Origin of the sequence: Streptomyces sp. URMC 126 (genome assembly GCF_051386555.1) — a bacterium.
In the GTDB taxonomy this organism is placed as follows: Bacteria; Actinomycetota; Actinomycetes; order Streptomycetales; family Streptomycetaceae; genus Streptomyces.
This window is the reverse complement of the sequence record NZ_JBPQTX010000097.1, coordinates 1-22609: the sequence shown is the minus strand read 5'-3', so window position 1 is coordinate 22609 and position 22609 is coordinate 1. Positions and strand designations below refer to the sequence as shown.

Sequence of the window (22609 nt, the reverse complement as noted above, 5' to 3'; positions counted from 1 at the left end):
GTCCGGGGGCCCGCCCCCGGGAAGCGGTGAAGGGGCGGGGCCGGGGCCCGCTCCCCCCGCCCCAACGCGGCGAGCTGCGCGTCGGTGAGCCCGGCGAGCAGCCGCTCCACCTCGTCCAGGCCCCGCCGCGCGGCTTCGCGCCGCCGGTCGCGGACCGTCGCCGACGTCAGCTGGGCGTCGAGAGCGGAGCGGGCCCGCCGCGCCGTTCCCTCCGCCCGTGCCACGGACGCCACCAGCCGGGAGAGCGCCGCCGCGCGCCCCGCCGCCGCCCGGCCCAGCTCGTGGCGGCGGAGGAGCGCGGCCCGGGGGTCGGCGGTGAGCAGGAAGGTGACGGCGGGGGAGAGGCTCCCGCCGAGATCCCGGTACTGCTCCCGGGCGAGCCGGCCGGCCTCGTCGCGGCTGTCGGCGAGCGCGGTGCGGGCCACGGCCAGTTCCTCGGCGGTCCGGTCGGCGAGGGCGCGCTGCCGGCGGAGTTCCGGGGCCGCCGCCTCGTACTCCTTCGAGGCGGCCTCGGCCTGCCGGTAGAGCGTCCGCAGCCGCGTCAGCAGGGCGCCGACCGACCGGTCGCCCGGCCGTTCCGCGGAGCCGCCGGGCGGTGGCGCGGGTGCCGCCGCGGCGGTGGCGGCGACCAGTGCCAGGGCGCAGACGCAGCGCACCAGCCGTCCTGACACGGGGGTTCACCTCCGGGGCGCGTCGGCGGGACCTCGGGGCGATCGTGTCACGGACCGGTCGTATTTTTAGGACGTTCGGGGTGGAACCGCCCGAGCCGCACACCGGACGGACGACGGCCCGTCACCCGGACGGCGGCGGCCCGGAGCCCGCGTCCGGCCGGGGCCGCGACCACGGCCACCGCACCCCCGGGCCCCGCCGGCCCTCCGGGTCGTAGCTGTACTTCCAGCCGCGCGGCAGTCCCAGCCGCCGCGTCACCCCGGCCTGGACCCGCCGGTAGACCAGCACGGTGGCCGGGCCGCCGGCCGCGTCCGGGACCGGGACCTCGTAGACCTTGGGCGGGTGGCCGGTCGGCCCCAGCAGGACGGGCAGGATACGCCCGTCCAGGGGCCCGCCCTCGAAGGGCACTTCTTCGCTTCGCACCGTACGAGCGTACGGGCGCTCCGGAGGGCCCGCCCGTCCACGCCGGACCGTCCACGCCGGACCGTCCACGCCGGACCGTCCCGCCCCCTCAGAGCAGGTGCTCCGCCTCGGCGAGCACCGGTCCCAGCCGTCGTGCCAGCCGTGTCACCACGCCGTCGGCCGGTTCCAGGGCGAGGGCCGCCCGGGCCACCCGGGCCGTCTGCTCGTCGCTCGCCGCGGTGGTGAGCAGCAGGGCCACGAAGTGGTCGACCAGCCAGTCCCGCAGCTCCTCGACGGGCGGCCGTTTCCCCTCGTCCAGCCAGGTCAGCGACGCGCCTTCGACGGCCGCGATCCAGGTCCTGACGGTCATCCGCAGCCGTACGCCCGGCTGCCGCACCTGGAGGTGGGCGAGGATGTGCCCGGCGGCGGTGCGGCGCACCTCGTCGACGATCGCCCCCGTGCGCGAGGTCTCGACGACGCTGCCGCCCTGGAGCAGGGCGCTGAACCCCGCCGCGTGCCCGTCGACGAACGCGAGGTAGCGGTCGAGGGCGGCGGCCAGCCGGCCGGTCAGCGGGCCGGTCTGCGGCTCGGCGAAGCACAGCTCCAGTTCGTCCGCCGCGCTGCGCAGCGCCGCCTCGTACAACTGCGTCTTGCCGCCCGGGAAGTAGCGGTAGACCAGGGGCCGGGACACCTGGGCCGCCGCGGCCACGTCGTCGAGGGAGACGTCCTCGGGCGGGCGCTGGGCGAAGAGGCCGAGTGCGGCGGTGATCAGCTGGGCGCGGCGCTGGGTGACGCCCAGCCGCCGGTAGGAGGTCGTTCCGCTGCCGGTCATGCACGGCAGGGTACGGCAGCGGGCGCGGCGGCCGGCCCCCGGCGGCGGGACGTCCGGCCCGCTCAGGCCAGCAGGCCGGAACTGCGCCACATCCGGCGTCCGGCCCCGCGCAGCACCCCGATCTCGTCGAGGAAGTCCGTGAGCCGCTTGGCGCCCGCCTGCATCACCTCGCGCCGGTGCCCGCTCGCCCGCACCTGGGCGACCGCCTCGCGCCGGTCGAGGCCGACGCGGGTGTAGACGGCGGGGTTGACGAAGGCGACGGAGAAGACGCGGGCGGCCTCGCCGCAGCTCAGCCGGGTGAGTTCGGCCTCCCAGCGCGGGCAGGTCCGCATCTGGCGGCGCAGTTCCTCCCGGGCGTAGCGGACGTGCCGCGCCTCCTCGATGACGTGGATCCGCGTCACGCCGCGCACCAGCGGCTGGACGCGCTCGTCGGGGAAGGTGAGCCGCTGCATGTAGTCGAGGATCTCCTCGCCGAGCAGGGTGCAGGCGAACGAGCCGGGGGTGGTGGAGATCGTCTTGAGGATCCGGGCCAGGTTGTGGTGCAGGCGGGCGACGGGGTACGTGGGGGCGCCGCTGTGCAGGATCATGCGGGCGAACATCTTGGAGTGCCGGCACTCGTCGGCTATCTCGGTCAGCGCGTACCGGACGTGGGAGCTGGTCACCGGCTTGTCGTAGATGTGCCGGACGAGCAGCTGCATCAGGATGATCTCGAACCAGATGCCCAGCGAGGCGAGCGAGGCGGCCTCGTGGCGGGAGAGCTCCATGCGCTGTTCCTCGGACATCCGCCGCCACAGCGGCGTCCCGTAGAGGGAGAGGAGCTCCGGGGGCCAGTACCACTTGCCCTCCTCGGGCGGGGTGTCCCAGTCGAGCTCGGTGTCCGGGTCGAAGGAGTGTCTGGCCGAGGACTCCAGCAGCCGTTCGGCGATCTGCTCGCGGTCCTTGAGCGGCCCGAGCGCGTCGCGGAGCGCGGGTCCGGCCGTACGGGCCGGCGTCATCGGGTCTGCTGCCATGGCTGATCCCACCTCAATTGCGGGTTACCCGGGGTTACCTGCTTATAAGACTGCGTGTCAGCAAGCCCGTCAAGACCCCCGTGAGCCCCTGCCGCCCCGGGTGACACGAACCGCCCCGCGCCGATTGACCGACGGTCAAACGCCGTGTGAGCCTGCCCACAGTGGCGAGCCGCGAGAGACCGGCAGAGAAGGAGGCGTCCGATGGCGACGCGACAGCTCTACGCGCACGAGCCCGACGAACCGCTGTGGGAGGTCCCCGCGAGCGGTGCCGCCCGCTTCGGCTGGGAGTACGAGGAGGGCCGGGAACGCCTCCTCGCCCTCTACCGCAAGGGCAAGGACAAGCAGTGGGACGCCGGCAAGCGCATCGACTGGGACCTGGAGGTCGACCCCTACGACCCGCTCGGCGTCCCCGACGAGAACATGCTGGTGTACAACACCCCGTACTGGGACCGGATGGGCGAGGCGAACCGGCGCGACATGCGCCGCCACTTCGCCGCCTGGCAGTTCAGCCAGTTCCTCCACGGCGAGCAGGGCGCGCTGGTGTGCGCGAGCCGGATCACCGAGTCGGTGCCCGACCTGGACGCCAAGTTCTACTCCGCCACCCAGGCCATGGACGAGGCCCGGCACGTGGAGATCTACAGCCGCTTCCTGCACGAGAAGATCGGCATGCTCTACCCCGTCAACGACAGCCTCCGGCAGCTGCTCGGGGACACCCTGCGCGACTCCCGCTGGGACATGCCCTACCTCGGGATGCAGGTCCTCATCGAGGGGCTCGCCCTCGCCGCCTTCGGCATGCTGCGCGACACCACCGAGAAGCCGCTGCCGAAGCAGATCCTCACCTACGTGATGCAGGACGAGGCCCGGCACGTCGCCTTCGGCCGGCTGGCGCTGCGCGACTACTACGCGCAGCTCACCGACGCCGAGCTGCGCGAGCGCGAGGAGTTCGTGATCGAGGGCTGTCACCTGATGCGGAACCGGCTGCGCGGGGACGAGGTGCTCGTCGACTTCGGCATTCCGGTCGCGGAGGCGGTGGAGCTGAGCGAACGGTCCGATTTCATCCGGGGTTTCCGGAAGCACCTTTTCAGCCGGATCGTGCCCTGTGTGAAGGACATCGGGCTGTGGGGAGAGCGTCTGCGGCGGGCCTACGTCGATCTGGGCGTCCTCGAACTGGGCGACACCAGCCTGGACGTGCTGATGGCCCAGGACGAGGAGCTCGCCGAGCGGCTCGACGCCCGGCGCTTCGCCGCCGAAGAGGCCGCCCGGGTCGCCGAAGTGGCCCGTGTGATCGCGGAGGGCGAAGCGCCGGACGTGAAGGAAGACGTCATTCCGCGAGAAGATGGCGGAGGAAAGCCGGAAGAGTGACCGCCGTACGGTGATTGAGGACGTCTCAGGCGCGTGAGCGCCTGCTTTGTCACTGTTTTGTGAGCGATACCGCATAACGGAACGGCATGCGGTACAAGCACGTCTTCGCGGGCAGGGAACAGACAGGCGTGCGAGGGAGTGGGGATCGTTCATGACGCGGACTACCGGACGGAGGCGGCAGATCGCGGTGGCGGCCGGATCGGGCCTTGCGCTCGTGGCGGTGATACTGGGATCGGTGGCCGTGGCCAACCAGGCATCGGACGACGGCGGGAGCACGCACGTCGCCGCCGACGCCAAGAACCCGTCGGAGAAGGCGCCCAAGGAGCGGGGCAAGGCCGCAGAACTCGACACGGGCGGGCCGGTGTCGGAGGAGATCTCGCACGACAGCGAGAGCCCGGGCAAGGTCGTCAACATCACCATCGACGACGGCCCCGACCCCGTCTGGACGCCCAAGGTGCTGGAGCTGCTGCGGCGGAACGACGTCAAGGCGACGTTCTGCATGATAGGCCCGCGCGCCAAGGAGTACCCGTCCCTCGTCAAGAAGGTCGTCGCGGAGGGCCACCGGCTCTGCGACCACTCCATGGACCACAACACGGCCATGGACAAGCGCCCCGAGTCCTACCAGGCGAGCCAGATCCTCGACGCCCAGAAGCTCATAGAGGAGGCCGCCGGCGACGGCGTGAAGGTGCGCTATTACCGCGCCCCCGGCGGCGCCTTCACGCCGTACAGCCGCAAGGTGGCCGCCGAGCACGGGATGCGCCCGCTCGGCTGGCAGGTCGACAGCCGCGACTGGCAGCGCCCGGGCACGGCGCGCATCGTGGCCAACGTCAAGCGGGAGGTCCCCAACGGGCCGACCATCCTGTTCCACGACGCGGGCGGCGACCGCAGCCAGACCATGGCCGCGATGGAAGAAACGCTTCCGTGGCTGAAGTCGCAGGGGTACGGCTTCGGGTTCCCGAAGATCTGAGCGGGAGGGGGCGGGGCCGCAGGGGCCGCGGGGCCGATGAGCCCCGGCCCCTGTTCCGCCCCGGTGGCGTCCGGTCCACGGAAAAGGGCCCGCTTCATCGAAAATGAAGCGGGCCCTTCGCGGTGCGCTCGGCAGGATTCGAACCTGCAACCTCTTGATCCGTAGTCAAGTGCTCTATCCGTTAAGCTACGAGCGCGGGCTTGCGAGAAATACTTTACACGCCCTGCGGGCCCCCGATGACCAGGTCAGGGGGGCGCGGAAAAAGAAATCATGTGACGCTCGTCACTTTCCCTTGCGGTATGCGGGAATTCCCCGGCGATTTCCCGGACCTAACCGGGCCGGGCCTGGTCTGGTCTGGTCAGTCGCGCCGCCCGCGCCCCGGGCCGGGGGTCCCGGCGGCCGGCGGCCGTACGTCGTCCCGGTCGTCCGGCCGGTACTTCCCGATCTTCGGCTCCGCGATCGTCCCGTCCGCGTTGATCTTCGGCAGGGTCTTCTGCGGCGTCGGCAGCAGCGCCTTCCCCGGGTCGATCGTGCCCTTCGCGGTGACGCCGTACAGCGCGTTGTAGATGTTGCGCACGGCGGGGGCGGAGGCGCCGGAGCCGGTGCCGCCCTGCGCGATGGTCATCACGACCGCGTAGTCGTCGCTGTAGGTGGCGAACCACGAGGTGGTCTGCTTGCCGTAGACCTCCGCCGTGCCCGTCTTGGCGCGCAGCGGGATCCGGTCCTGCGGCCAGCCGCCGAAGCGCCAGGCGGCCGAGCCCCGGGTGACGACGCCGGCCAGGGCGCGGTCCATCTCGTCGCGCAGCCGCTTGGTCACGGGCAGTTTCCCCCGGACCTTGGGGGCGAGCTCCCGTACCTTCTTCCCGTCCGGGCTGATCACCGCCTTGCCGACGGCGGGCGTGTACAGCGTGCCCCCGTTGGCGAGGGCGGCGTAGATGCTCGCCATCTGCACCGGGGTGGTCAGGGTGTCGCCCTGGCCGATGGAGTAGTTCACGGAGTCGCCGGCGCGCAGCAGGTTGCCGCCCTGGCAGTTGTCGTAGGCGATCCGCTCGGTGTAACTGCCGTCCTTTTTGCCCTGCTTGCACCAGGCGTCCTTGTTGGCCTCCCAGTACCGCTGCTTCCAGGCGCGGTCGGGGACCCGGCCCGGGACCTCGTTCGGCAGGTCGATCCCGGTGGTCTTGCCGAGCCCGTACTGGTGGGCCGTCCGGTAGAACCAGTCGCCGGCGCCGCGCTTCCCCCGGAGGCCGCCGTCCGCCCGCCACTCGTCGTGGGCGAGCCGGTAGAAGACGGTGTCGCAGGACACCTCCAAGGCGCGGCCCAGCGAGATCGGGCCGTGGTTCGCCGACTCGAAGTTGGTGAAGGTCTGGCTGCCGATCCGGTACGCGCTCGTGCAGTCGTAGGGCCCCTCGTAGGAGTGCCCGGCGTTGACCGCGGCCGTGGTGGAGACCACCTTGAAGATCGAGCCGGGGGCCGACTGGCCCTGGATCGCCCGGTTGAGCAGCGGGTGGTGGGAGTCCTCGCCGGTGAGCCGGCGGTAGTCGGCGGCGGAGATCCCGCCCACCCAGGCGTTCGGGTCGTACGTGGGGGCGGACGCCATGGCCACCACGCGGCCGGTCCTGGCCTCCATCACCACGACGGCGCCGGAGTCCGCCTTGTAGTTCTCGCCGGTGTTGTGGTCCCACTCCTTGCGCGCGGCCTTCATGGCCTCGTTCAGCTCGTACTCGGCGACCCGCTGGACGCGGGCGTCGATGCTGGTGACGAGGTTCGAGCCGGGTACGGGCGGGTCGCTCTCGGCCGTCCCGACGACCCGGCCCAGCTTGTCCACCTCGTGCCGGGTCACCCCGGCCCTGCCGCGCAGCACCTCGTCGTACTGCCGCTCCAGACCGGAGCGGCCGATCATGTCCGAGCGCAGGTAGGGCGAGTCGCCGTCCTTGGCCCGCCGGACCTCGTCGTCGGTGACGGGGGAGAGGTAGCCGAGGACCTGCGCGGTGTTGGCCTGGCCGGGGGAGGGGTAGCGGCGTACGGCCGTGGGCTCGGCGGTGATGCCGGGGAAGTCCTCGGCCCGCTCCCGGATCTGGAGCGCCTGGCGGGTGGTGGCCTTGTCGGTGATCGGTATCGGCTGGTACGGAGAACCGTTCCAGCACGGCCGGGGCGTCTTGGCGTCGCACAGCCGGACCTTCGCCGTGACCTCCTTCGGGTCCATGCCCAGCAGCCCCGCGAGCCGCGTCAGCACCGCCTTGCCGCGGTCCTTCGCCTTCGACAGCTCGGTGCGGGACGCGGTGACGACCAGGCGGCTCTCGTTGTCCGCGAGCGGGACGCCGCGCGCGTCGAGGATCGAGCCCCGCACGGCGGGCTGGACGACCCGCTGGACCCGGTTGCCGGTGGCCTCCGCGGCGTACTCGTCCCCCTTGCGGATCTGGAGGTACCACAGCCGCCCGCCCAGGGTCAGGAGGAGCGAGAAGACGAGGATCTGGACGACGACGAGCCGTATGCGGATCCGCTGCGTCCGGCCACCGGTCTCCGGAATGTTGGTCACACGCCATCCCTCTGCTGTGCCGTCTGTGCCCTGGAGGGGGGCGCTCGCCGCCCGGCCCTCCCGCCTTCCCGTGCGGCGCGCACGCCGTGGGAGAGGGCGCGGACGGTCCGGGAGTGCCCGGTGCCCACCGGCCCCGCCCGGGCGCGGCCACGGCGGAAGTGCGGTGCGGATGCGCGGCGTTCCCCCCACAGGAACCGAACAGTCGTACCAGGTGCAGAGCTTAGGCGACGCTTCCCGCGCACCACAGCTTGGGATCACGTCAACTTCGCGGTCAGGGAGCCGGGGGCGTGGACCGGTGGCCGGGTCCTGGTTCTACGGTGGGCGTCCCGGCTCTGCGCGGCCGGGTGCCCGGGCCCGTGCGCGGGGTGCTCCGGCGGCGCTACGGCAGGACGCTCCCGATGGCGCCGGAGGTGTAGGCCCGGGCGTACTGGCGCAGCAGTTCCGCCCCGACGTCCGCCGCCAGGGCCGAGTCGGCCCCGCCGGGGTCGTGGAGCGGCGCCGCCTCCATGACGTCGAAACCGACCGGTCCGAGGTCCCCGACGCAGTGGAGCAGGGAGAGGATCTCCCGCGAGCCGAGGCCGGCCGGCGCCGGTGCGGCCGTCCCGGGGGCGGGTGCGGGGGCGGGGCCGGCGGTGCCGATGCCGACCGAGACGTACAGCGGCCGGAAGCCGATGCGTTCACGGATGAGCTCGCTGGTGCCGCGTACCCCCAGCTCGTCGAACTCCCCGGCCGTCACCACCCGGACGCCCCGGTCGCGGGTCCGGCCGAGCGCCACCTGTCGCGCGGTGGGCTCGCGGCCGCCGACCCGGACCGTCGCGGTGGGGTCGACGAGGCGCTCGTCGATGCCCTGCCGGAGGGGCGGGCCCTGGTGGTGCCGGCCGCCCTCGCGCTCCGGGCCGGCGGCGGAACGGGCGTCCAGGCGTACCAGGGCGACCGGGCCGTGCTCCTCGGCCACCGCGCGCAGGGCGGCCACGGTCAGCGCGTGGCCGCCGCCCAGCATCAGGAAGGCGGCGTTGGTCCGCAGCAGCGTACCCAGGCGGCGCTCGGCCGTCGCGACCGCCAAGTCCACCTCGCCCGGGGCGAGATCGAGGTCCCCGGCGTCCACGCAGGTGATCAGGTCGAGGATGCCCCGGCCGGCCGCCGCCTCCGGCCCCGCCCCGCGCTCCTCGCGCGACGCGGCGCGGACGGTCCGCGGGCCGAACCGGGCATCGGTGGTCCGGCCGGTGCCGCCGTCGTGGGGCGCCCCGACGACCACGACGTCGTAGCCCCGGGGGAACCGGACGTGCGGCAGGCGCATGAAGGTGGGGAAGGGCGCGTGGTGGGGCGGGACGCGCGGATTGATGCACTCCAACGTTTTCCGCTTCCTCTCCTGGTCCTGGGACTTCGGTGACGGCCGGGGGCGCGGGCTTCCGGGGATTCTGGCAGAACCCGCTCTTCACGCCCTCTCCGGGAGGTACCGGCGGGGATGGTACGGAGAGCGGACGGATGGTGGGGATTCGGCCGGAACCGTCGGCGGAACCGAAGGCGCCGCTACGGCCGAGGGGCACCGGCTTTCCTTCCGTCCCCGAACGCGGGGAAAAGCAGCCCCGGCACTCCGGTTTCTTTCCGCGGGCCCGGACCGGCCCAGGCGCCGGAACGCCGGGACGCCGGAACGGGAAACGGAGAACGGGCGCGAGAGCCGCGCCCCCGGCGAATTACCGTGCTTTCCCGCGCTTTCCCCGTCCTTTCCGCGCGGCCCCGCGAGACCGTTCGAAGAGAGCACGAAGAGGATCGCAAGAGGCCCGCAAGAGGCCCGCCCGTTAGGCTCGGCAAGCCCGATTACCCCGGAACACCGTAGCCGTTCCGCCGCCACGGCGCCGCGACGTCGGAGAAGTCTCCGGGAATTCACGAGGGGAAGCGCGTGAACGACTACTCCACTATGGATTTCCTGGACTTGAACACGTTTCGGGGACTGGGAGAGGACCCGGAATACCACCCCCCGGCCCTGACCGGCCGGCCGCGCGACTGGCCGCTCGACCGGTGGGAGGAGGCGCCGCGCGACCTCGGCTTCCCCGACTTCGCCCGCTACCAGTGGCGGGGCCTGCGGATGCTCAAGGACCCGGACACCCAGGCGGCCCTGCACGACCTCGTGTACGAGCTGCGTCCCCGCACCATCGTCGAACTCGGCGTCTACAGCGGCGGATCCCTCGTCTGGTTCCGTGACCTGACCCGGCTCATGGGCATCGACTGCCAGGTCGTCGGCATCGACCGGGACCTCTCCCGCTGCCGCATCCCGGAATCCGAGATGGCGGGCATCTCCCTCCGCGAGGCCGACTGCTCCGTCCTGGAGACCTTCGAGCCGCTGCGCGAACTGGCGCACCCGCTGCTCTTCATCGACGACGCCCACGCCAATACGTTCGGCATCATGAAATGGGCGGTCGACCATCTCCTCGAAGCAGGCGACTATTTCATCATCGAGGACATGATTCCGTACTGGCACCGGTACAGCCCCAAGCTCCTGACCGAATACCTCGCGACGTTCCGCGACGTCCTGACGATGGACATGGTGTACGCCAACACGAGCCCGCAGCTCGACCGCGGCGTCTTCCGCCGGACGACGCACGGACGGTAGCCCCGGCGGCCGGTTCCGTTTCGGCGGACGGGAAAGGAGGTGCGGTCGTGCCGACCGTATCGGGTCTCCTGAACTACAGCGCGCCCCTGACACCGGAGGGCCGGACCGACGACTGGTGCGTCGACGCCCTGTCCCGGGCGCCCGAGGTGGTCCTCAACTTCCGTATGGTGCCCGTCGAGACGGTCGTCACCGATCTGCGTGACGGCACGGTCCGGCCGGCGCTGGACGAGACGGGCTTCGAGAAGGCCGACGCCCCCACCCGCGTCGACCAGCGGGCCCTCGCCGAGGGTGCGGAGCCCGCGCTGGCGCGATACCGGCGGGAGACCGCCGAGCTGCTGACGGCGCTCACCGGCGCCGACGACGTCCGGTTCTTCGACGCCACCGTACGGCGGAAGGGCGGGGACGGCCCGGCCGTCCCGTTCCAGCAGTCCCCGCACCTGCGGGTGCACGTGGACCAGACCCCGCGCAGCGCCCGGGCCCGCGCCGCGCTGCACACCGGCCCGGGGCGGCCGTTCCGCCGGTTCCAGATCGTCAACGTCTGGCGCCCGCTGCTCGCGCCCGTCCGCAACTACCCGCTCGCCGTGTGCGACTACCGGTCGGTGGACCTCGCGGCCGATCTGGTGGCGACGCGGCTGGAGTTCCCCGCGTGGCTCAAGGACCGCGAGACCTACTCCGTGCGGCACAACCCCCGTCACCGGTGGCACTACTGGAGTGCGCTCACGCCGGACGAGGCCATCGTCTTCAAGTGCCACGACAGCGCGAGCCGCGGCCTGGCGGCCGTCGGTGACGACGCGGAGCGCGGCGGTCCGGGAGGACCGGAAGGGTCGGGAAGCCTCGAAGGACCCGCCCGCCCCGAAGGCCCGGACGGTCCCGGAGAGGTCGCCGGCCTCGTCCCGCACACGGCCTTCCTCGACCCGGAGGGGCCCGCCGACGGACCACTGCGCACCTCCCTGGAGCTGCGCGCAGTGCTCTTCCACCACTGATCTGCACCGAGGAACCGCGAAAGGGAGCAGGGGGACATGCAGGACACGACGGTACCGCTCTTCAGCCTCGCCGCACTGCGCGAGGGCAAAGACCTGGACGCGTTCCGCGCGTGCGTGACCGGGACCGGGGTCTTCTACCTCACCGAGTACGGCGTGACCGAGGCGGACCACCAGCTGGCCACGCGCACGGCGACGGACTTCTTCGAGCGGGGCACCCCGGAGGAGAAGAAGGCCGTGACCACGGACGTCCCCACCCTGCGCCGCGGCTACTCCGCCCTGGAGGCCGAGAGCACCGCCCAGGTGACGAGGACCGGCAGCTACACCGACTACTCGATGTCGTTCTCGATGGGCGTCGCGGACAACCTCTTCCCGTCGCGGGAGTTCGAGGACGTGTGGACGGACTACTTCGCCCGTCTCCGCACCGCCGCCGAGGACACCGCGCGGGTCGTCCTGGAGACCTGCGGGACGCACGGCGGGGACACTCCGCCCACCGGCACCGCCGACCCGCTGCGGGACACCGACCCCGTCCTGCGGCTGCGCTACTTCCCCGAGGTCCCCGAGCACCGCGCGGCCGAGCGGGAACCGCGCCGGATGGCACCGCACTACGACCTGTCGGTCGTCACCCTCATCCACCAGACCCCGTGCGCCAACGGCTTCGTGAGCCTCCAGGCCGAGATCGACGGCACCATGGTCGGCCTGCCGCACGTGCCGGAGGCCGTGGTCGTGCTCTGCGGCGCCATCGCCCCGCTGGCCACCCGCGGCGCGGTGCCCGCGCCCCGTCACCACGTCGCCTCGCCGGGCGCCGACCAGCGCGAGGGCAGCGACCGCACGTCGAGCGTCTTCTTCCTGCGGCCCTCGACCGGCTACACGTTCTCGGTCCCCGAGGCCCGGTCCTACGGCCTCGACGTGAGCCTGGACGCCGAGACCGCGACGTTCGGCGACTGGATCGGCACCAACTACGTGACCATGCACGCCACCCCCCGCGCCTGACGCGCCTCCCCTGGTGTCCGGATACGGCCGGCCGACCATGCCCGGCCGGCCGCATCCGGCGTCTTCCCGACCCCGCCGAGCCTTCCCGACGCCTTCCCTCCTGCCTTTTCGCCAGCCTTCCCCACGCCGAGGAGACACCCATGGAACACCGGTCCGACGCCGTCTTCGCCAAACCCTCGATCTTCCGTGACGGCATCCGGGAGTACGCCGAACGCTCCTCCTCGCCGGTCTCCGCCGAACTCGCCGAGATCGCCGAGGAGACCGCCCGGGCCACCCCGGAGTGGGCGGACATCTCCACCACCGCCGTCCAGGCGACCTTCCTCCAGATGCTGATCTCCACCGCCGGCATGCGCCGCGTACTTGAGGTGGGCACCTTCACCGGCCACGGCACCGTCGCCATGGCCGCCGCCCTGCCCGACGACGGCGAGATCCTCACCATCGACAGCTACGTCGCCGACAAGCGGACGCAGGACGTGGCCTCCAAGGCGTTCGAGCGCAGCTCCCACGGCCACAAGATCAAGCCGGTGCTGGACGACGCCCTGTCCGCCCTCCAGGAGGTCGAGGGCGACTTCGACCTCATCTTCCTGGACGCCGACAAGCCCAACTACATCTCCTACTTCGAGACCATCCTGGCCCGCCGCCTCCTCCGCCCCCGCGGCCTCCTGGTCATCGACAACACCCTCTGGGGCGGCGAGGTCCTCAACCCGCGCGACCTGCCGCCCGCCGAGGAGGCGAGCACCGGCCAGGAGTGGGTGGAGCGCATGTTCGCCAACTGGGCCCACGACGTCGTCAAGTTCAACCGGCACATCGCCGCCGACCCGCGCGTGCGCACCGCCGTGCTCACCGTCCAGGACGGCATGACCCTCGTCCAGCTCGCGTCGTGAGCGGGCAGGGCGGCATCGGCCTCTCGGTGGGCATGCTGCTGCGGCGCGCCGTCGCCGTGGCACCCGGCAAGGAGATCCGCCAGACGGACGTCACCGGGCGTACCGGGGGGACGTCCTGGGGCGCCCTGCGGGAGCGGGTCCTGCGGCTGGTCGGCGCCCTCGGCGGGCGGCTCGGCGTCGAACAGGGCGGCGCAGTGGCGACGTTCGCCTGGAACAGCACGCGTCACCTCGAATGGTTCTTCGGCGCTCCCATGGCGGGCGCCGTCCTGGTCCCGGTCAACGTCCGGTTCTCCGACGAGCAGATCGAGTGGGTCGTGACCCACGCCAAGGCCCGGGTGATGGTGGTCGACGCCTCCCTCACCTGGCGGCTGGCGGAGATCCTGGACCGGCTCGGGACGGTACGGGAGTTCGTCGTCGTCCCCGACGGCGGCGAGGCGCACCCCGCGTTCGCCGACGCGCTCCGCCACGACGACCTGCTCGCCGGGTCCGACCCCGTCGAGCCGCGTGACGTGGCGGAGAACCGGACCGCCTGCGTCTGCTACACGGGCGGCACCACCGGGCGGCCCAAGGCCGTCGCCCACTCGCACCGGTCGCTCGTCCTGCATTCCCTGGCGGTGTGCGCGGCCGACGCCTACGCGGTCCGCGAACCGGACGTGATCCTCCCGCTGACGCCGCTGTTCCACGCCGTCGCCTGGGGACTGCCCTACGCCGCCGCCCTGGCCGGCGCGGGCCTGGTGTTCACCGGGCCACACCTGGAGCCGGAGTCCATCGCGGCGACCCTGGAACGGGAGGGCGTCACCCTGTCGGCCGGCGTGCCCACCTTCTGGCTCGCCCTCGACGAACTCGACCCGCCCGCTTCGGTGTTCGCCTCCGTCGAGCGCGTCATCTGCGGCGGTTCGGCGATCCCCGCCGGCCTGGTCCGCCGGTACGCCGACCGGGGCGTGACCATGCAGCAGGGGCTCGGCATGACGGAGAACATGGCGCTGGTCGCCCTGACCAACGTCCGCAGCGTGCACGCCGCCCAGCCCGTCGAGAAGCAGCTGGAGCTGCACCACACCCAGGGCCTGGCGGCCCCCGGCGTCGAGCTGCGGCTGGTCGGCGAGGACGGCACGGCGCTGCCCCACGACGGCGTCACCCAGGGCGAGCTGGAGATCCGCTCGCTCTGGGGCGCGACCCGCTACGGGACGCCCGACGACGACACCCCCGGCGCGGACGCCACCGGCTTCCACGACGGCTGGCTGCGCAGCGGCGACATCGCCACCATCGACCCGGACGGCTACATCCGGATCACCGACCGCGCCAAGGACCTGATCAAGTCCGGCGGGGAGTGGATCAGTTCGATCGAGGTGGAGTCCGCGCTCATGGACCACCCCGGCGTCCGGGAGGCGGCCGTCGTCGCGGTGCCGGACGCCCGGTGGCAGGAGCGCCCGCTGGCCGTCGTGGTGGCCCGCCCCGGCGCCGAGCCGACCGCCGACGAGCTGCGGGGCTTCCTCCTCGGCCGGCTGACGAAGTGGTGGGTGCCCGACCGCTTCGTGTTCGTCCCGGAACTCCCGCGGACGGCCACCAACAAGTTCGACAAGAAGGCCCTGCGCAGCCGCTACGCGGACCACTGACGCGCGGGCCCCGGCCAGAGCGACCACGGAGGATGCGCGCATGCGCCTGCACAACACCGGAGCGTGGCAGCCCGGTGACCCCGAGGGGAACCGGCGGTTCGTCACGACCCACACGGCCGAGGCGCCCCTGACGCTGCTCTCCGGGCGCACCCTCGGGCCGGTGACCATGGCGTACGAGGCGTGGGGCGAGCTCGACGCCGACCGCGGCAACGCGGTGCTGGTGCTGCCGCCGCTCAGCATGAGCAGCCACGCGGCCGGCCCGGCCGGGCCCGGGCACCGGGCGGAGGGCTGGTGGGACGCCGTGATCGGCCCCGGCCGGCCGCTGGACACCGACCGCTTCCACGTCGTCGTCGTCAACAACCTCGGCGGCTGCGACGGGAGCACCGGCCCCGCGAGCCCGGACCCGGAGGGCCGGCCGTGGGCCTCGCGCTTCCCCGCGCTGGACGTGGTCGACCAGGTCAACGCCGAGGCGGCGCTCGCCGACGCGCTGGGCATCCGGCGCTGGCACGCGGTCGTCGGCATGTCCATCGGCGGGGCCCGCGCCCTGGAGTGGGCGGTGTCCCGCCCGGAGCGGGTGGGCCGGCTGTTCCTCATCGCCGTGGCGGCGGCCACCCGTATCGAACAGGCCGGCCACACGCACGTGGAGCTGGAGCTGATCCGGCGGGACCCGCACTTCCACGGCGGCGAGTTCTACCACCTGCCCGAGGGCTGCGGGCCCGTCACCGGGATGGCGCTCGCCCGCAGCTTCTCCCACCTGCGGTACGGCACGGAGGCGTACTGGCAGGAACGGTTCGGCGGCGCGGCCTGGTACCACGACTCGGACGGCTGCCACGCGAAGTTCCGCGAGTACGTGCTGGCCCAGGGCGAGAAGGTGTGGGAACGCTTCGACACCAACTGCCACCTCGTCCTCTCCGAGACCGCCCTGAGCGCCACCGTGGCCCGCGGCCGGGGGAGCGTCGGCGAGGCCCTCGCCCGGATCACGGCCCCCACCCGTATCGTCGGCTTCTCCTCCGACCGCGCCTACCCGCCCGAGAGCCAGCGGGACCTGGCGTACGGCATCCGGGGCGCCCGTGTGCGGATCGTGGACACCGACCTGGGCCACTACGGCTTCCTCTTCGAGCCCGGGCTGATCGAACCCGACCTCCGCCAGGCCCTCGGGGAGGAGTGAGCCGGTGCTCGCCGTGCTCCTCGTGGGCGCCTTCATGCCCACCCTGGACTTCTTCATCGTCAACGTCGCCGTCCCGTCCATCACCGCGGACCTCGCCGCGACCAGCGGCGAGACGCAGCTCGTCGTGGCCTCGTACGGGATCGTCTACGCCTGCCTGCTGGTGCTCGGCGGCCGGCTCGGCGACCACTGGGGGCGCAAACAGGCGTTCACCGTCGGGATTGCCCTGTTCACGGCCACGTCGGCGCTGTGCGGCTGCGCGCCGAACGTGTGGTGGCTGATCTGCGGGCGCGGACTCCAGGGCGCCGCCTCCGTCGTGCTCTTCCCGCAGGTGCTCGCCCTGATCCGGATCCACTACCCGCCGGCCGAACGGCCTCGGGTGATGCGCGTCTACGGGCTGGCCCTCGGCAGCGCGATGGCCGGCGGACAGCTCCTCGGCGGGCTGCTGCTCAGCCTCGACTGGCTCGGCCTCTCCTGGCGGTGGGTCTTCCTCGTCAACCTCCCGGTCGGCGCGGTGACCCTGCTCCTCGCCCCCCGGCTGCTGCCCACGACACCCCGCCACGCCGGACTGCGGTTCGACCGCGTGGGAGTGCTGCTGTTCGCGGGGGCCATGGTGCTGCTGGTGGTTCCCCTGACCGTCGGCCGCTCGGTCGACTGGCCCGCGTGGGCCCTGGGCATGCTCGCGGGCGCGGCCGTGCTCCTGCCCGTGTTCTGGCACTGGGAGCGCCGCACCGAGGCGCGCGGGCGCGAGGCCCTGCTGCCCACCGGACTGCTGCGGGACGGCACGCTCCGCACCGGACTGCTGACCACCTTCGCCTTCTACGCCTCCCTCTCCTCGTTCCTGTACGTGCTCGCCGTGCTCCTCCAGGACGGGCACGACCTGTCGCCCCTCCGCGCGGGGCTCGCGACCAGCCCGCTGGCCTTCGGCTTCTGCGGCGCGAGCATGGCCTCGTCCGCCCTGACGGCCCGCTGGGGCACCCGGCCCCTCAAGGTGGCGATGTACGCGCAGATCGCCGGCTACGCGGCGCAGTACCTGCTGCTGCTCGGCCGGCCGGAGGACGTCAGCCTGCCGGCGCTGGCCGCCCTGCTCGCCGTCAACGGAATCTGCACCGGCGTCGTGATGAGCCCGCTGCTCGGCCTCGTCCTCGACGGGGCCGACCCCGCGCGGGCCGGCGCCGCCAGCGGCCTCCTGGCCACCACCCAGCAGGTGGCCGGGGCCGTCGGGCTCTCCGTCATCGGGGCCGTGTTCTACGGCCTGACCCGGCACGCGGCGCCGGACCCCGGCCGGATCGCCGCCGGCTACCGGCACGGCCTCGTCTTCCTGACACTGACGACGGCGGCCACGCTCGCCGGGCTGTACGCGCTGGCCCGCGGCCGGGACGACGGCCGCCGGGCCGCCGGGGAAGCCGCCGGCAGCACGGGGGATGCGGTGGCCTCGCGGCACTGAGGGGTGCGCTCGGGCGGGGCGGGCGCCGGGACTCCGGTGGGGCCTTCGGGTGTGAGGAACGGCGGTGGGATCCGCACGTTCCCCGTACGCGCGTGCGAGGGGGTCACACGACGTGACGGCGGAGGTGGACGTCCGGCCGCGCGAGCGCGTACAAATGCGACAACAGGGCCTGCTGATGCGTCGGTTGGGATCGATCCGGGGCAGGTCACGCCGTCGCGCGCCCGCCCGTCCGCGCGCGTCGCTCCGCCCGACCGAGCGAGCCCCTCGCGCGACCCGTGGGGCGTCCGAAAGCAGGTACCGCCGAGATGCCCTCCCAGCCCGCCCGGCCCTCGACGCCGTCCCGCCGCGTGTTCCTGCTCTCGGCGGCCCTGCTGCCGCTGGCCGGATGCGGGGGGCGCGGACGCTCGGCCGACGCGCCGCCGTCGCCGGACTCCGGCGGCCGGACCGCCGGCCCGCCCGCGCCCGGCCCCCGCGCGGCCCACGCGTCCACCGCCCGGTTCGCCGAGCTCGAACGGCGTTACGGCGCACGGCTGGGCGTCTACGCGCTGCACACCGGCACCGGCGCCACCGTCACCCACCGGGCGGACGAGCGGTTCGCGTTCTGCTCGACGTACAAGGCGTTCGTCGCGGCGGCGGTCCTGCACCGCGACCCGGTCGACCGCCTCGACCGGCGCATCGCCTACACGGCGGACGACATCGACTCCACGTCACCGGTCACCAAGGACCACACCGGGACGGGCATGACCCTCCGGCAGCTCTGCGACGCCGCCGTCCGCTTCAGCGACGGCACGGCCGGCAACCTCCTGATGCGCGACCTCGGCGGCCCGGCCCGGGTGACCGCCTACCTCCGCACCCTGGGCGACACCACGAGCCGCGTCGACCGCTACGAGCCCGAACTCCACCGGGGCGGACCGGGCGACCCGCGCGACACCACCACACCCCGGGCGGCCGCCGCCGGCTTCCGGGCGCTCCTGCTGGGCGACGCGCTGCCCCCGGACCGGCGCGCCCTGCTCAGGGACTGGCTCGAACACAGCGCCACCGGCGGCAAGCGCATCCGCGCGGGCCTGCCCAAGGGCTGGACGGTGGCGGACAAGACGGGTACCGGCAACTACGGCCGGGCCAACGACGTCGCCGTCGTCCGGCCGCCGGACGGCGGCGCGCCGCTCGTGCTGGCCCTCATGTCCGAACGGTCCGGCCACGACGCCCCGCCCCAGGAGGCGCTGCTCGCGGACGCCACCGCCCGGGTGGTCGCCGCCCTCACCTGAGGCGGCGCCGCCCGGCTTGGGCTCGCGTCAGCCGAGGCGCGTGAGACGCTCGCCGAAGGACGGCTCGGGAAGCGCGGACTTGAGGACGACCGGCACCTTCCGCGCCCCGGGCCCGGTGCCCACGACGAGCTCGCCGACGACGGTCCCGGCCTTCGCCCCCCGGGAGACGGTCCGGCCGCCGTCGCGGAAGGTGACGCGCACCTTCTGCCCCGGCAGGCCGACCAGCCCCAGGTCCTTGGCGGCCACGACCGGCGTCCGGTGACCCATCCCGTCGTCCACCCGGCCGACGACCTGCCCCTTGCGCACGGCCGTGCCGGACGTCAGGCCCTTGCGCACAGCGGCGATGACCTTCCGGCTGTTCTCCAGCACCAGGGCGAGGCTGTTGGCGCCGTTCGGGTCCGGGCCCGTCACGTGCTGGTCCATCAACGTCCCGAGCACCAGCCGGTCCACGCCGTCCACCCGCGTCCGCGCCGCCCACGACAGGGTGCCGCCGGCCGGCGTGTTGGAACCGGTCTTGATCCCCTGCACGCCCAGGCCGGCCGTGAGCAGCGGCACGTTGTTGTTGTCGATGTGACCGGCGCCCGGGATGTCGGCCCCGGGCAGGGCCACGACATCGCGGAACGCCTCGTACTTCATGACCGCTTCGGCCAGCCGCAGCTGGTCCACGGCGGTGCTGACGGTCCCGCGGTCCAGGCCGCTGGGGTCGGTGTACGTGGTGTTCCGCATGCCGAGATCCCGTGCCGCGTCGTTCATCTTCCGGACGAACGCCTTCTCGTCGCGCGTCCCGGTGTCCCAACGGGCCAGCATCCGGGCGATGTTGTTGCCCGAGGGGATCATCAGCATCTTCAGCATGTCCTGCTCGCTGAAGGACTGCCCCTCCTGGAGGCCCTCGACCCGCGACTCGTCCTCGGCCATGCCGTCCCGCACGGTCTTCGCGTCGACCGTGATCCGCGGCCCCTTCTCGTCCTTCTTCAGCGGGTGTTCGCGGAGGATCACATACGCCGTCATGATCTTGGCGACGCTCGCCGTCGGTACGGGCTTCTCCGGCCCGAACGTCTCGACGGTGCCCTGCCCGGCGACCATCACGGCGCCCTGCCCCTTCGCCGGCCACGGGATCGAGAACCGGCCGCCGGGAACGGTCACCGTGTACGCCGCCTTGCGCACGGCGAGCTCCGGATCGGGCAGCGGCCGTACGGTCTGCACGACCAGGAACACCAGCGCGAGCAGCACGACGACCGCGCTCCCCACCAGGATGGGGCGGCGACGCGACGCACGCGCCGGCCGCGCGGGCCCGGCGGCGACGGCGGGCGCCCCCTCCGCACCCTCCGGCCGCCGGGACTCCGGGGCGGGCGACGCTTGCGGGGCGGCGGCCGGCTTCGACGAGGCGGTGGCACTCTTGGCGCTCCCGGCGCCGGAGGCGCCCGGGGCGGCGGACTTCGCGCTGTCGCTCTTCCCGCCGGGGCTCTTCGTGCCGGAGCCCTCCCGGCCGAGGGCCGTCCCGGCCGCGGCGGCGGCCGTGGCGGCCTTGCCCTCGGCGGGAGCCTTGTCGCCGCTGCCGCTGTCGGCCGGGGTGCCGGCGGACGTACCGGACTTGGCTTTCGCCGCACTCCCGGCCTTGTCCTCGGACTGGGCGGGCGCCTTGGACCCGGCCTCGGACTTGGCCGTGCTCTTGCCCTTGGTTCCGGTGGGGGCCTTGGAGCCGGTGTCGGCAGTCGGGGCGTCGAGGGACGCGCCGGCCTCGGCTTCGGCCGCGCTCTTGCCCTTGCCCTGGGGCTGGGCGGGGGCCTTGGAGCCGGTGTCGGTGGTTGGGGCGTCAGGGGACGCGCCGGCCTTGGCCTCGGTCGTGCTCTTGCTCTCGCTCTTGGTTTCGGCGGGCGCTTTGGAGCCGGTGTCGGTGGTTGGGGCGTCGGGGGACGCGTCGGCCTCGGCTTCGGCCGCCCCCTTGCCCTTGTCCTTGGGTTCGGCGGGCGCCTTGGAGTCGGCGCCGGCGGTCGGAGCGTCGGGGGACGTGCCGGCCTCGGCTTCGGCCGTGCTCTTGCCCTCGGGCTGGGCGGGCGCCTTGGAGCCGACGCCGGCGGTCGGGGCGTCGGGGGACGCGCCGGCCTTGGCGTCGGCCGTGCTCTTGCCCTCGGGCTGGGCGGGGTCCTTGGAGTCGGCGTCGGCGGTTGGGGCGTCGGGGGACGCGCCGGTCTTGGCCTCGGCCGTGCTCTTGCTCTCGCTCTCGCTCTCGCTCTTGGTTTCGGCGGGGGCCTTGGAGCCGGTGTCGGCGGTCGGGACGTTGGGGGACGCGCCGGCCTCGGCGTCGGCTGTGCTCTTGCCCTCGGGCTCGGCGGGGGCTTTGGCGCTGTGGGCGGTGGTCGGAGCGTCGGGGGCGACGTCGGTCGCGGGGTCGGCTTTCGCCGTGCCGGCGGCGTCGCTCCCGGAGCCGGCGGGCGCCTTGGCGTCACCGCTGCCGCTCGCCGTCGAGGTACCGGAGGCGACGCCGGCCGCGGCTTCGGCCTTTGCCGCGCTCGCGGCGTCCTTCCGGGAATCGGCGGAGGCCGTGGTGCTGTCGCCGTCGCCCGGGGCCCCAGGCGTGGCGTCGGCCGCCGTGTCGGCTTTCGCCGCGCCCGCGGTGTCGGTCTCGGCCTCGGTTGGAGTCTTGCCACTGCCGCCTGCGGCCGGGGTGCCGGAGGCGGTGACGGCCGTGGGGCCGGGCTTCGCCGCCCTCACCGCGTCGTCCTCGGACCCGGCAGAGGCCGTGGTACTGCTGCCGTCGGCCGGGCTGTCGGGGGTGACGACGGCTGCGGGGCCGGCTTCCGCCGCGCTCACGGCGTCGATCTCGGACTTGGAGTCGGTGGGAGCCTTGGCGGCGCCGCGACCGTCGGCCGGCGCGTCAGCGGTGACGTCGTCCTCGGGCTCGGTCTTCGCCGCTGCCGCCGCACTCCCGGCTTCGCCCTCGGGCTGGTCTTCGGCGTCGGCTTCCGCCTCCATGCGCGATGCGGAGCGAGCGTCGCCCTCGTCGTCGTCGCCGACGGTGACCGGATCAGCCGCTTTGGACGCTGCCTCGCGCGTGTCATCGTCGGGCGCGCCCCCGGCTCGGGCCGCGGCCTCGCCCCCGGCGGTGGCGAGAGCGTCGGGCTCGATTTCGGCTCCTGCCGTGCCCCGGGGCGCGGCCCCACCGGCTCCCTTGTGCTCGGCAGGGCTGCCGTCCCGGGCGCCGGAACCGGCGGAGGACGCGTCACCCTCGGCCTCGGGGCCGTCCGCGGTGTCACCGGAACCCCGCTGCTCCCGCTCCTTCGAGGGCTTCGGCGTCTCGGCAGGCGGGGTACCCGGTCGCTCGACGGCGGGCGCTGCCGCCGACTTCCGCGCGGTGCCCGCCGATTCCGTCGCCTCGGATCCCTCGGCGGACGTGTCTTCCGCACCCGTCCCGCCGTCGTCCCGGCGCGAACTGGCGGTTGCCTTGCGGGAGCCGCCTTCGGTGGTGCTGCTGCCGGAGGCCGGCGTGCGGTCGGCGGCATCGCCGGTAACCGCCGTGTCATGGCCGGAAGGCATGTCCGAGTCCTCCGGGAGGCTCGCGGCGTCCGTCTTGTCGCGGTCCGCCTGGACGCCGGACGGCACCTTCGAAGAGCCGTTGCCCTCCGCGTCTCGCGCGGTGCCAGAGGCCGGTACTTCGTCGGTGGCGTCGCTGAATTCGGCCGTGTCGCGGCCGGCGGACGCGTCTGTGTCCTCCGGGGCGTTCGTCTTGTTGTCGTCCGCGTGAGCGGCGGAGGGCTCCTGCGGGGAGCCGTTGCCTTCCGCGTTTCGGGCGGTGTCGGAGGCCGGTACTTCGTCGGTGGCGTCGCTGAATTCGGCCGTGTCGCGGCCGGCGGACGCGTCTGTGTCCTCCGGGGC

Annotated in this window: 16 protein-coding genes, 1 tRNA gene and 1 pseudogene; 10 read left to right on the top strand and 8 right to left on the bottom strand. The window is 73.5% G+C overall.

The window, feature by feature from the left end; all coding sequences use genetic code 11:
* The 4 genes and pseudogenes from ACSNOK_RS14560 to ACSNOK_RS14545 form a co-directional block, all read right to left on the bottom strand.
* A pseudogene (locus ACSNOK_RS14560) lies at positions 1-671 on the bottom strand (hypothetical protein); the annotation flags it as partial.
* A 121-nt stretch (positions 672-792) separates the two neighbouring features.
* Positions 793-1092, bottom strand: coding sequence for a hypothetical protein (locus ACSNOK_RS14555; RefSeq protein WP_436781073.1), 300 nt, complete (start codon positions 1090-1092; stop codon positions 793-795).
* A gap of 88 nt (positions 1093-1180) precedes the next feature.
* The gene (locus ACSNOK_RS14550; RefSeq protein WP_436781072.1) at positions 1181-1903 is read right to left on the bottom strand and encodes a TetR/AcrR family transcriptional regulator; all 723 of its coding nucleotides are present in this window, start codon (positions 1901-1903) and stop codon (positions 1181-1183) included.
* A 62-nt stretch (positions 1904-1965) separates the two neighbouring features.
* Positions 1966-2898, bottom strand: coding sequence for an AurF N-oxygenase family protein (locus tag ACSNOK_RS14545; RefSeq protein WP_436781074.1), 933 nt, complete (start codon positions 2896-2898; stop codon positions 1966-1968).
* A 216-nt stretch (positions 2899-3114) separates the two neighbouring features.
* Here ACSNOK_RS14545 and ACSNOK_RS14540 point away from each other — a divergent pair, with 216 nt between their 5' ends.
* Entirely contained in the window at positions 3115-4275 is a 1161-nt protein-coding gene (locus ACSNOK_RS14540; protein ID WP_436781071.1) for a ferritin-like domain-containing protein, read from the top strand.
* A gap of 151 nt (positions 4276-4426) precedes the next feature.
* Positions 4427-5242, top strand: a complete 816-nt coding sequence (locus tag ACSNOK_RS14535; protein ID WP_436781070.1) for a polysaccharide deacetylase family protein — start codon at positions 4427-4429, stop codon at positions 5240-5242.
* 123 nt (positions 5243-5365) lie between these two features.
* Here ACSNOK_RS14535 and ACSNOK_RS14530 read toward each other — a convergent pair.
* The 3 genes from ACSNOK_RS14530 to ACSNOK_RS14520 form a co-directional block, all read right to left on the bottom strand.
* Positions 5366-5438: transfer RNA gene (locus ACSNOK_RS14530), tRNA-Arg, on the bottom strand.
* Between the two features lie 162 nt (positions 5439-5600).
* Positions 5601-7778 carry a penicillin-binding protein 2 gene (gene mrdA / locus ACSNOK_RS14525; RefSeq protein WP_436781069.1) on the bottom strand — a complete coding sequence of 726 codons (2178 nt, stop codon included), beginning with the start codon at positions 7776-7778 and terminating at the stop codon, positions 5601-5603.
* 379 nt (positions 7779-8157) lie between these two features.
* Positions 8158-9129, bottom strand: coding sequence for an arginase family protein (locus tag ACSNOK_RS14520; protein ID WP_436781068.1), 972 nt, complete (start codon positions 9127-9129; stop codon positions 8158-8160).
* Positions 9130-9711: 582 nt separating this feature from the next.
* On the opposite strand from ACSNOK_RS14520, the gene ACSNOK_RS14515 reads away from it, so the two are divergent.
* The 8 genes from ACSNOK_RS14515 to bla all read left to right on the top strand — a co-directional run bounded on the left by ACSNOK_RS14515 (position 9712) and on the right by bla (position 18736).
* Entirely contained in the window at positions 9712-10389 is a 678-nt protein-coding gene (locus tag ACSNOK_RS14515; RefSeq protein WP_436781067.1) for a CmcI family methyltransferase, read from the top strand.
* Between the two features lie 47 nt (positions 10390-10436).
* A complete protein-coding gene (locus ACSNOK_RS14510; RefSeq protein ID WP_436781066.1) occupies positions 10437-11372 on the top strand; it encodes a CmcJ/NvfI family oxidoreductase in 936 nt (311 codons plus the stop codon).
* A 36-nt stretch (positions 11373-11408) separates the two neighbouring features.
* Positions 11409-12362, top strand: coding sequence for a 2OG-Fe(II) oxygenase family protein (locus tag ACSNOK_RS14505; protein ID WP_436781065.1), 954 nt, complete (start codon positions 11409-11411; stop codon positions 12360-12362).
* Between the two features lie 140 nt (positions 12363-12502).
* A complete protein-coding gene (locus ACSNOK_RS14500; protein ID WP_436781064.1) occupies positions 12503-13246 on the top strand; it encodes a class I SAM-dependent methyltransferase in 744 nt (247 codons plus the stop codon).
* Positions 13243-14859, top strand: a complete 1617-nt coding sequence (locus tag ACSNOK_RS14495) for a long-chain-fatty-acid--CoA ligase (RefSeq protein ID WP_436781063.1) — start codon at positions 13243-13245, stop codon at positions 14857-14859. The genes ACSNOK_RS14500 and ACSNOK_RS14495 overlap by 4 nt, the downstream gene beginning before the upstream one ends.
* Before the next feature lie 40 nt (positions 14860-14899).
* Positions 14900-16027 carry a homoserine O-acetyltransferase MetX gene (gene metX / locus ACSNOK_RS14490; protein ID WP_436781062.1) on the top strand — a complete coding sequence of 376 codons (1128 nt, stop codon included), beginning with the start codon at positions 14900-14902 and terminating at the stop codon, positions 16025-16027.
* Positions 16028-16031: 4 nt separating this feature from the next.
* Positions 16032-17471: an MFS transporter gene (locus tag ACSNOK_RS14485; protein WP_436781061.1), complete on the top strand. Its 1440-nt coding sequence runs from the start codon at positions 16032-16034 to the stop codon at positions 17469-17471.
* A gap of 305 nt (positions 17472-17776) precedes the next feature.
* Positions 17777-18736, top strand: a complete 960-nt coding sequence (gene bla / locus ACSNOK_RS14480) for a class A beta-lactamase (protein ID WP_436781060.1) — start codon at positions 17777-17779, stop codon at positions 18734-18736.
* Positions 18737-18763: 27 nt separating this feature from the next.
* Here the strand turns inward: bla and ACSNOK_RS14475 are convergent.
* Positions 18764-22609, bottom strand: a 3846-nt coding sequence (locus ACSNOK_RS14475; RefSeq protein WP_436781059.1) for a hypothetical protein, incomplete at its 5' end; no start/stop codon positions are given.

What these genes read in the sequence shown, in the direction of transcription:
- ACSNOK_RS14550 (WP_436781072.1), bottom strand. Translation starts at nt 1,903, where the DNA reads ATGACCGGCAGCGGAACGACCTCCTACCGGCGGCTGGGCGTCACCCAG.
- ACSNOK_RS14545 (WP_436781074.1), bottom strand. Translation starts at nt 2,898, where the DNA reads ATGACGCCGGCCCGTACGGCCGGACCCGCGCTCCGCGACGCGCTCGGG.
- ACSNOK_RS14540 (WP_436781071.1), top strand. Translation starts at nt 3,115, where the DNA reads ATGGCGACGCGACAGCTCTACGCGCACGAGCCCGACGAACCGCTGTGG.
- ACSNOK_RS14535 (WP_436781070.1), top strand. Translation starts at nt 4,427, where the DNA reads ATGACGCGGACTACCGGACGGAGGCGGCAGATCGCGGTGGCGGCCGGA.
- ACSNOK_RS14505 (WP_436781065.1), top strand. Translation starts at nt 11,409, where the DNA reads ATGCAGGACACGACGGTACCGCTCTTCAGCCTCGCCGCACTGCGCGAG.
- ACSNOK_RS14500 (WP_436781064.1), top strand. Translation starts at nt 12,503, where the DNA reads ATGGAACACCGGTCCGACGCCGTCTTCGCCAAACCCTCGATCTTCCGT.
- metX (WP_436781062.1), top strand. Translation starts at nt 14,900, where the DNA reads ATGCGCCTGCACAACACCGGAGCGTGGCAGCCCGGTGACCCCGAGGGG.
- bla (WP_436781060.1), top strand. Translation starts at nt 17,777, where the DNA reads ATGCCCTCCCAGCCCGCCCGGCCCTCGACGCCGTCCCGCCGCGTGTTC.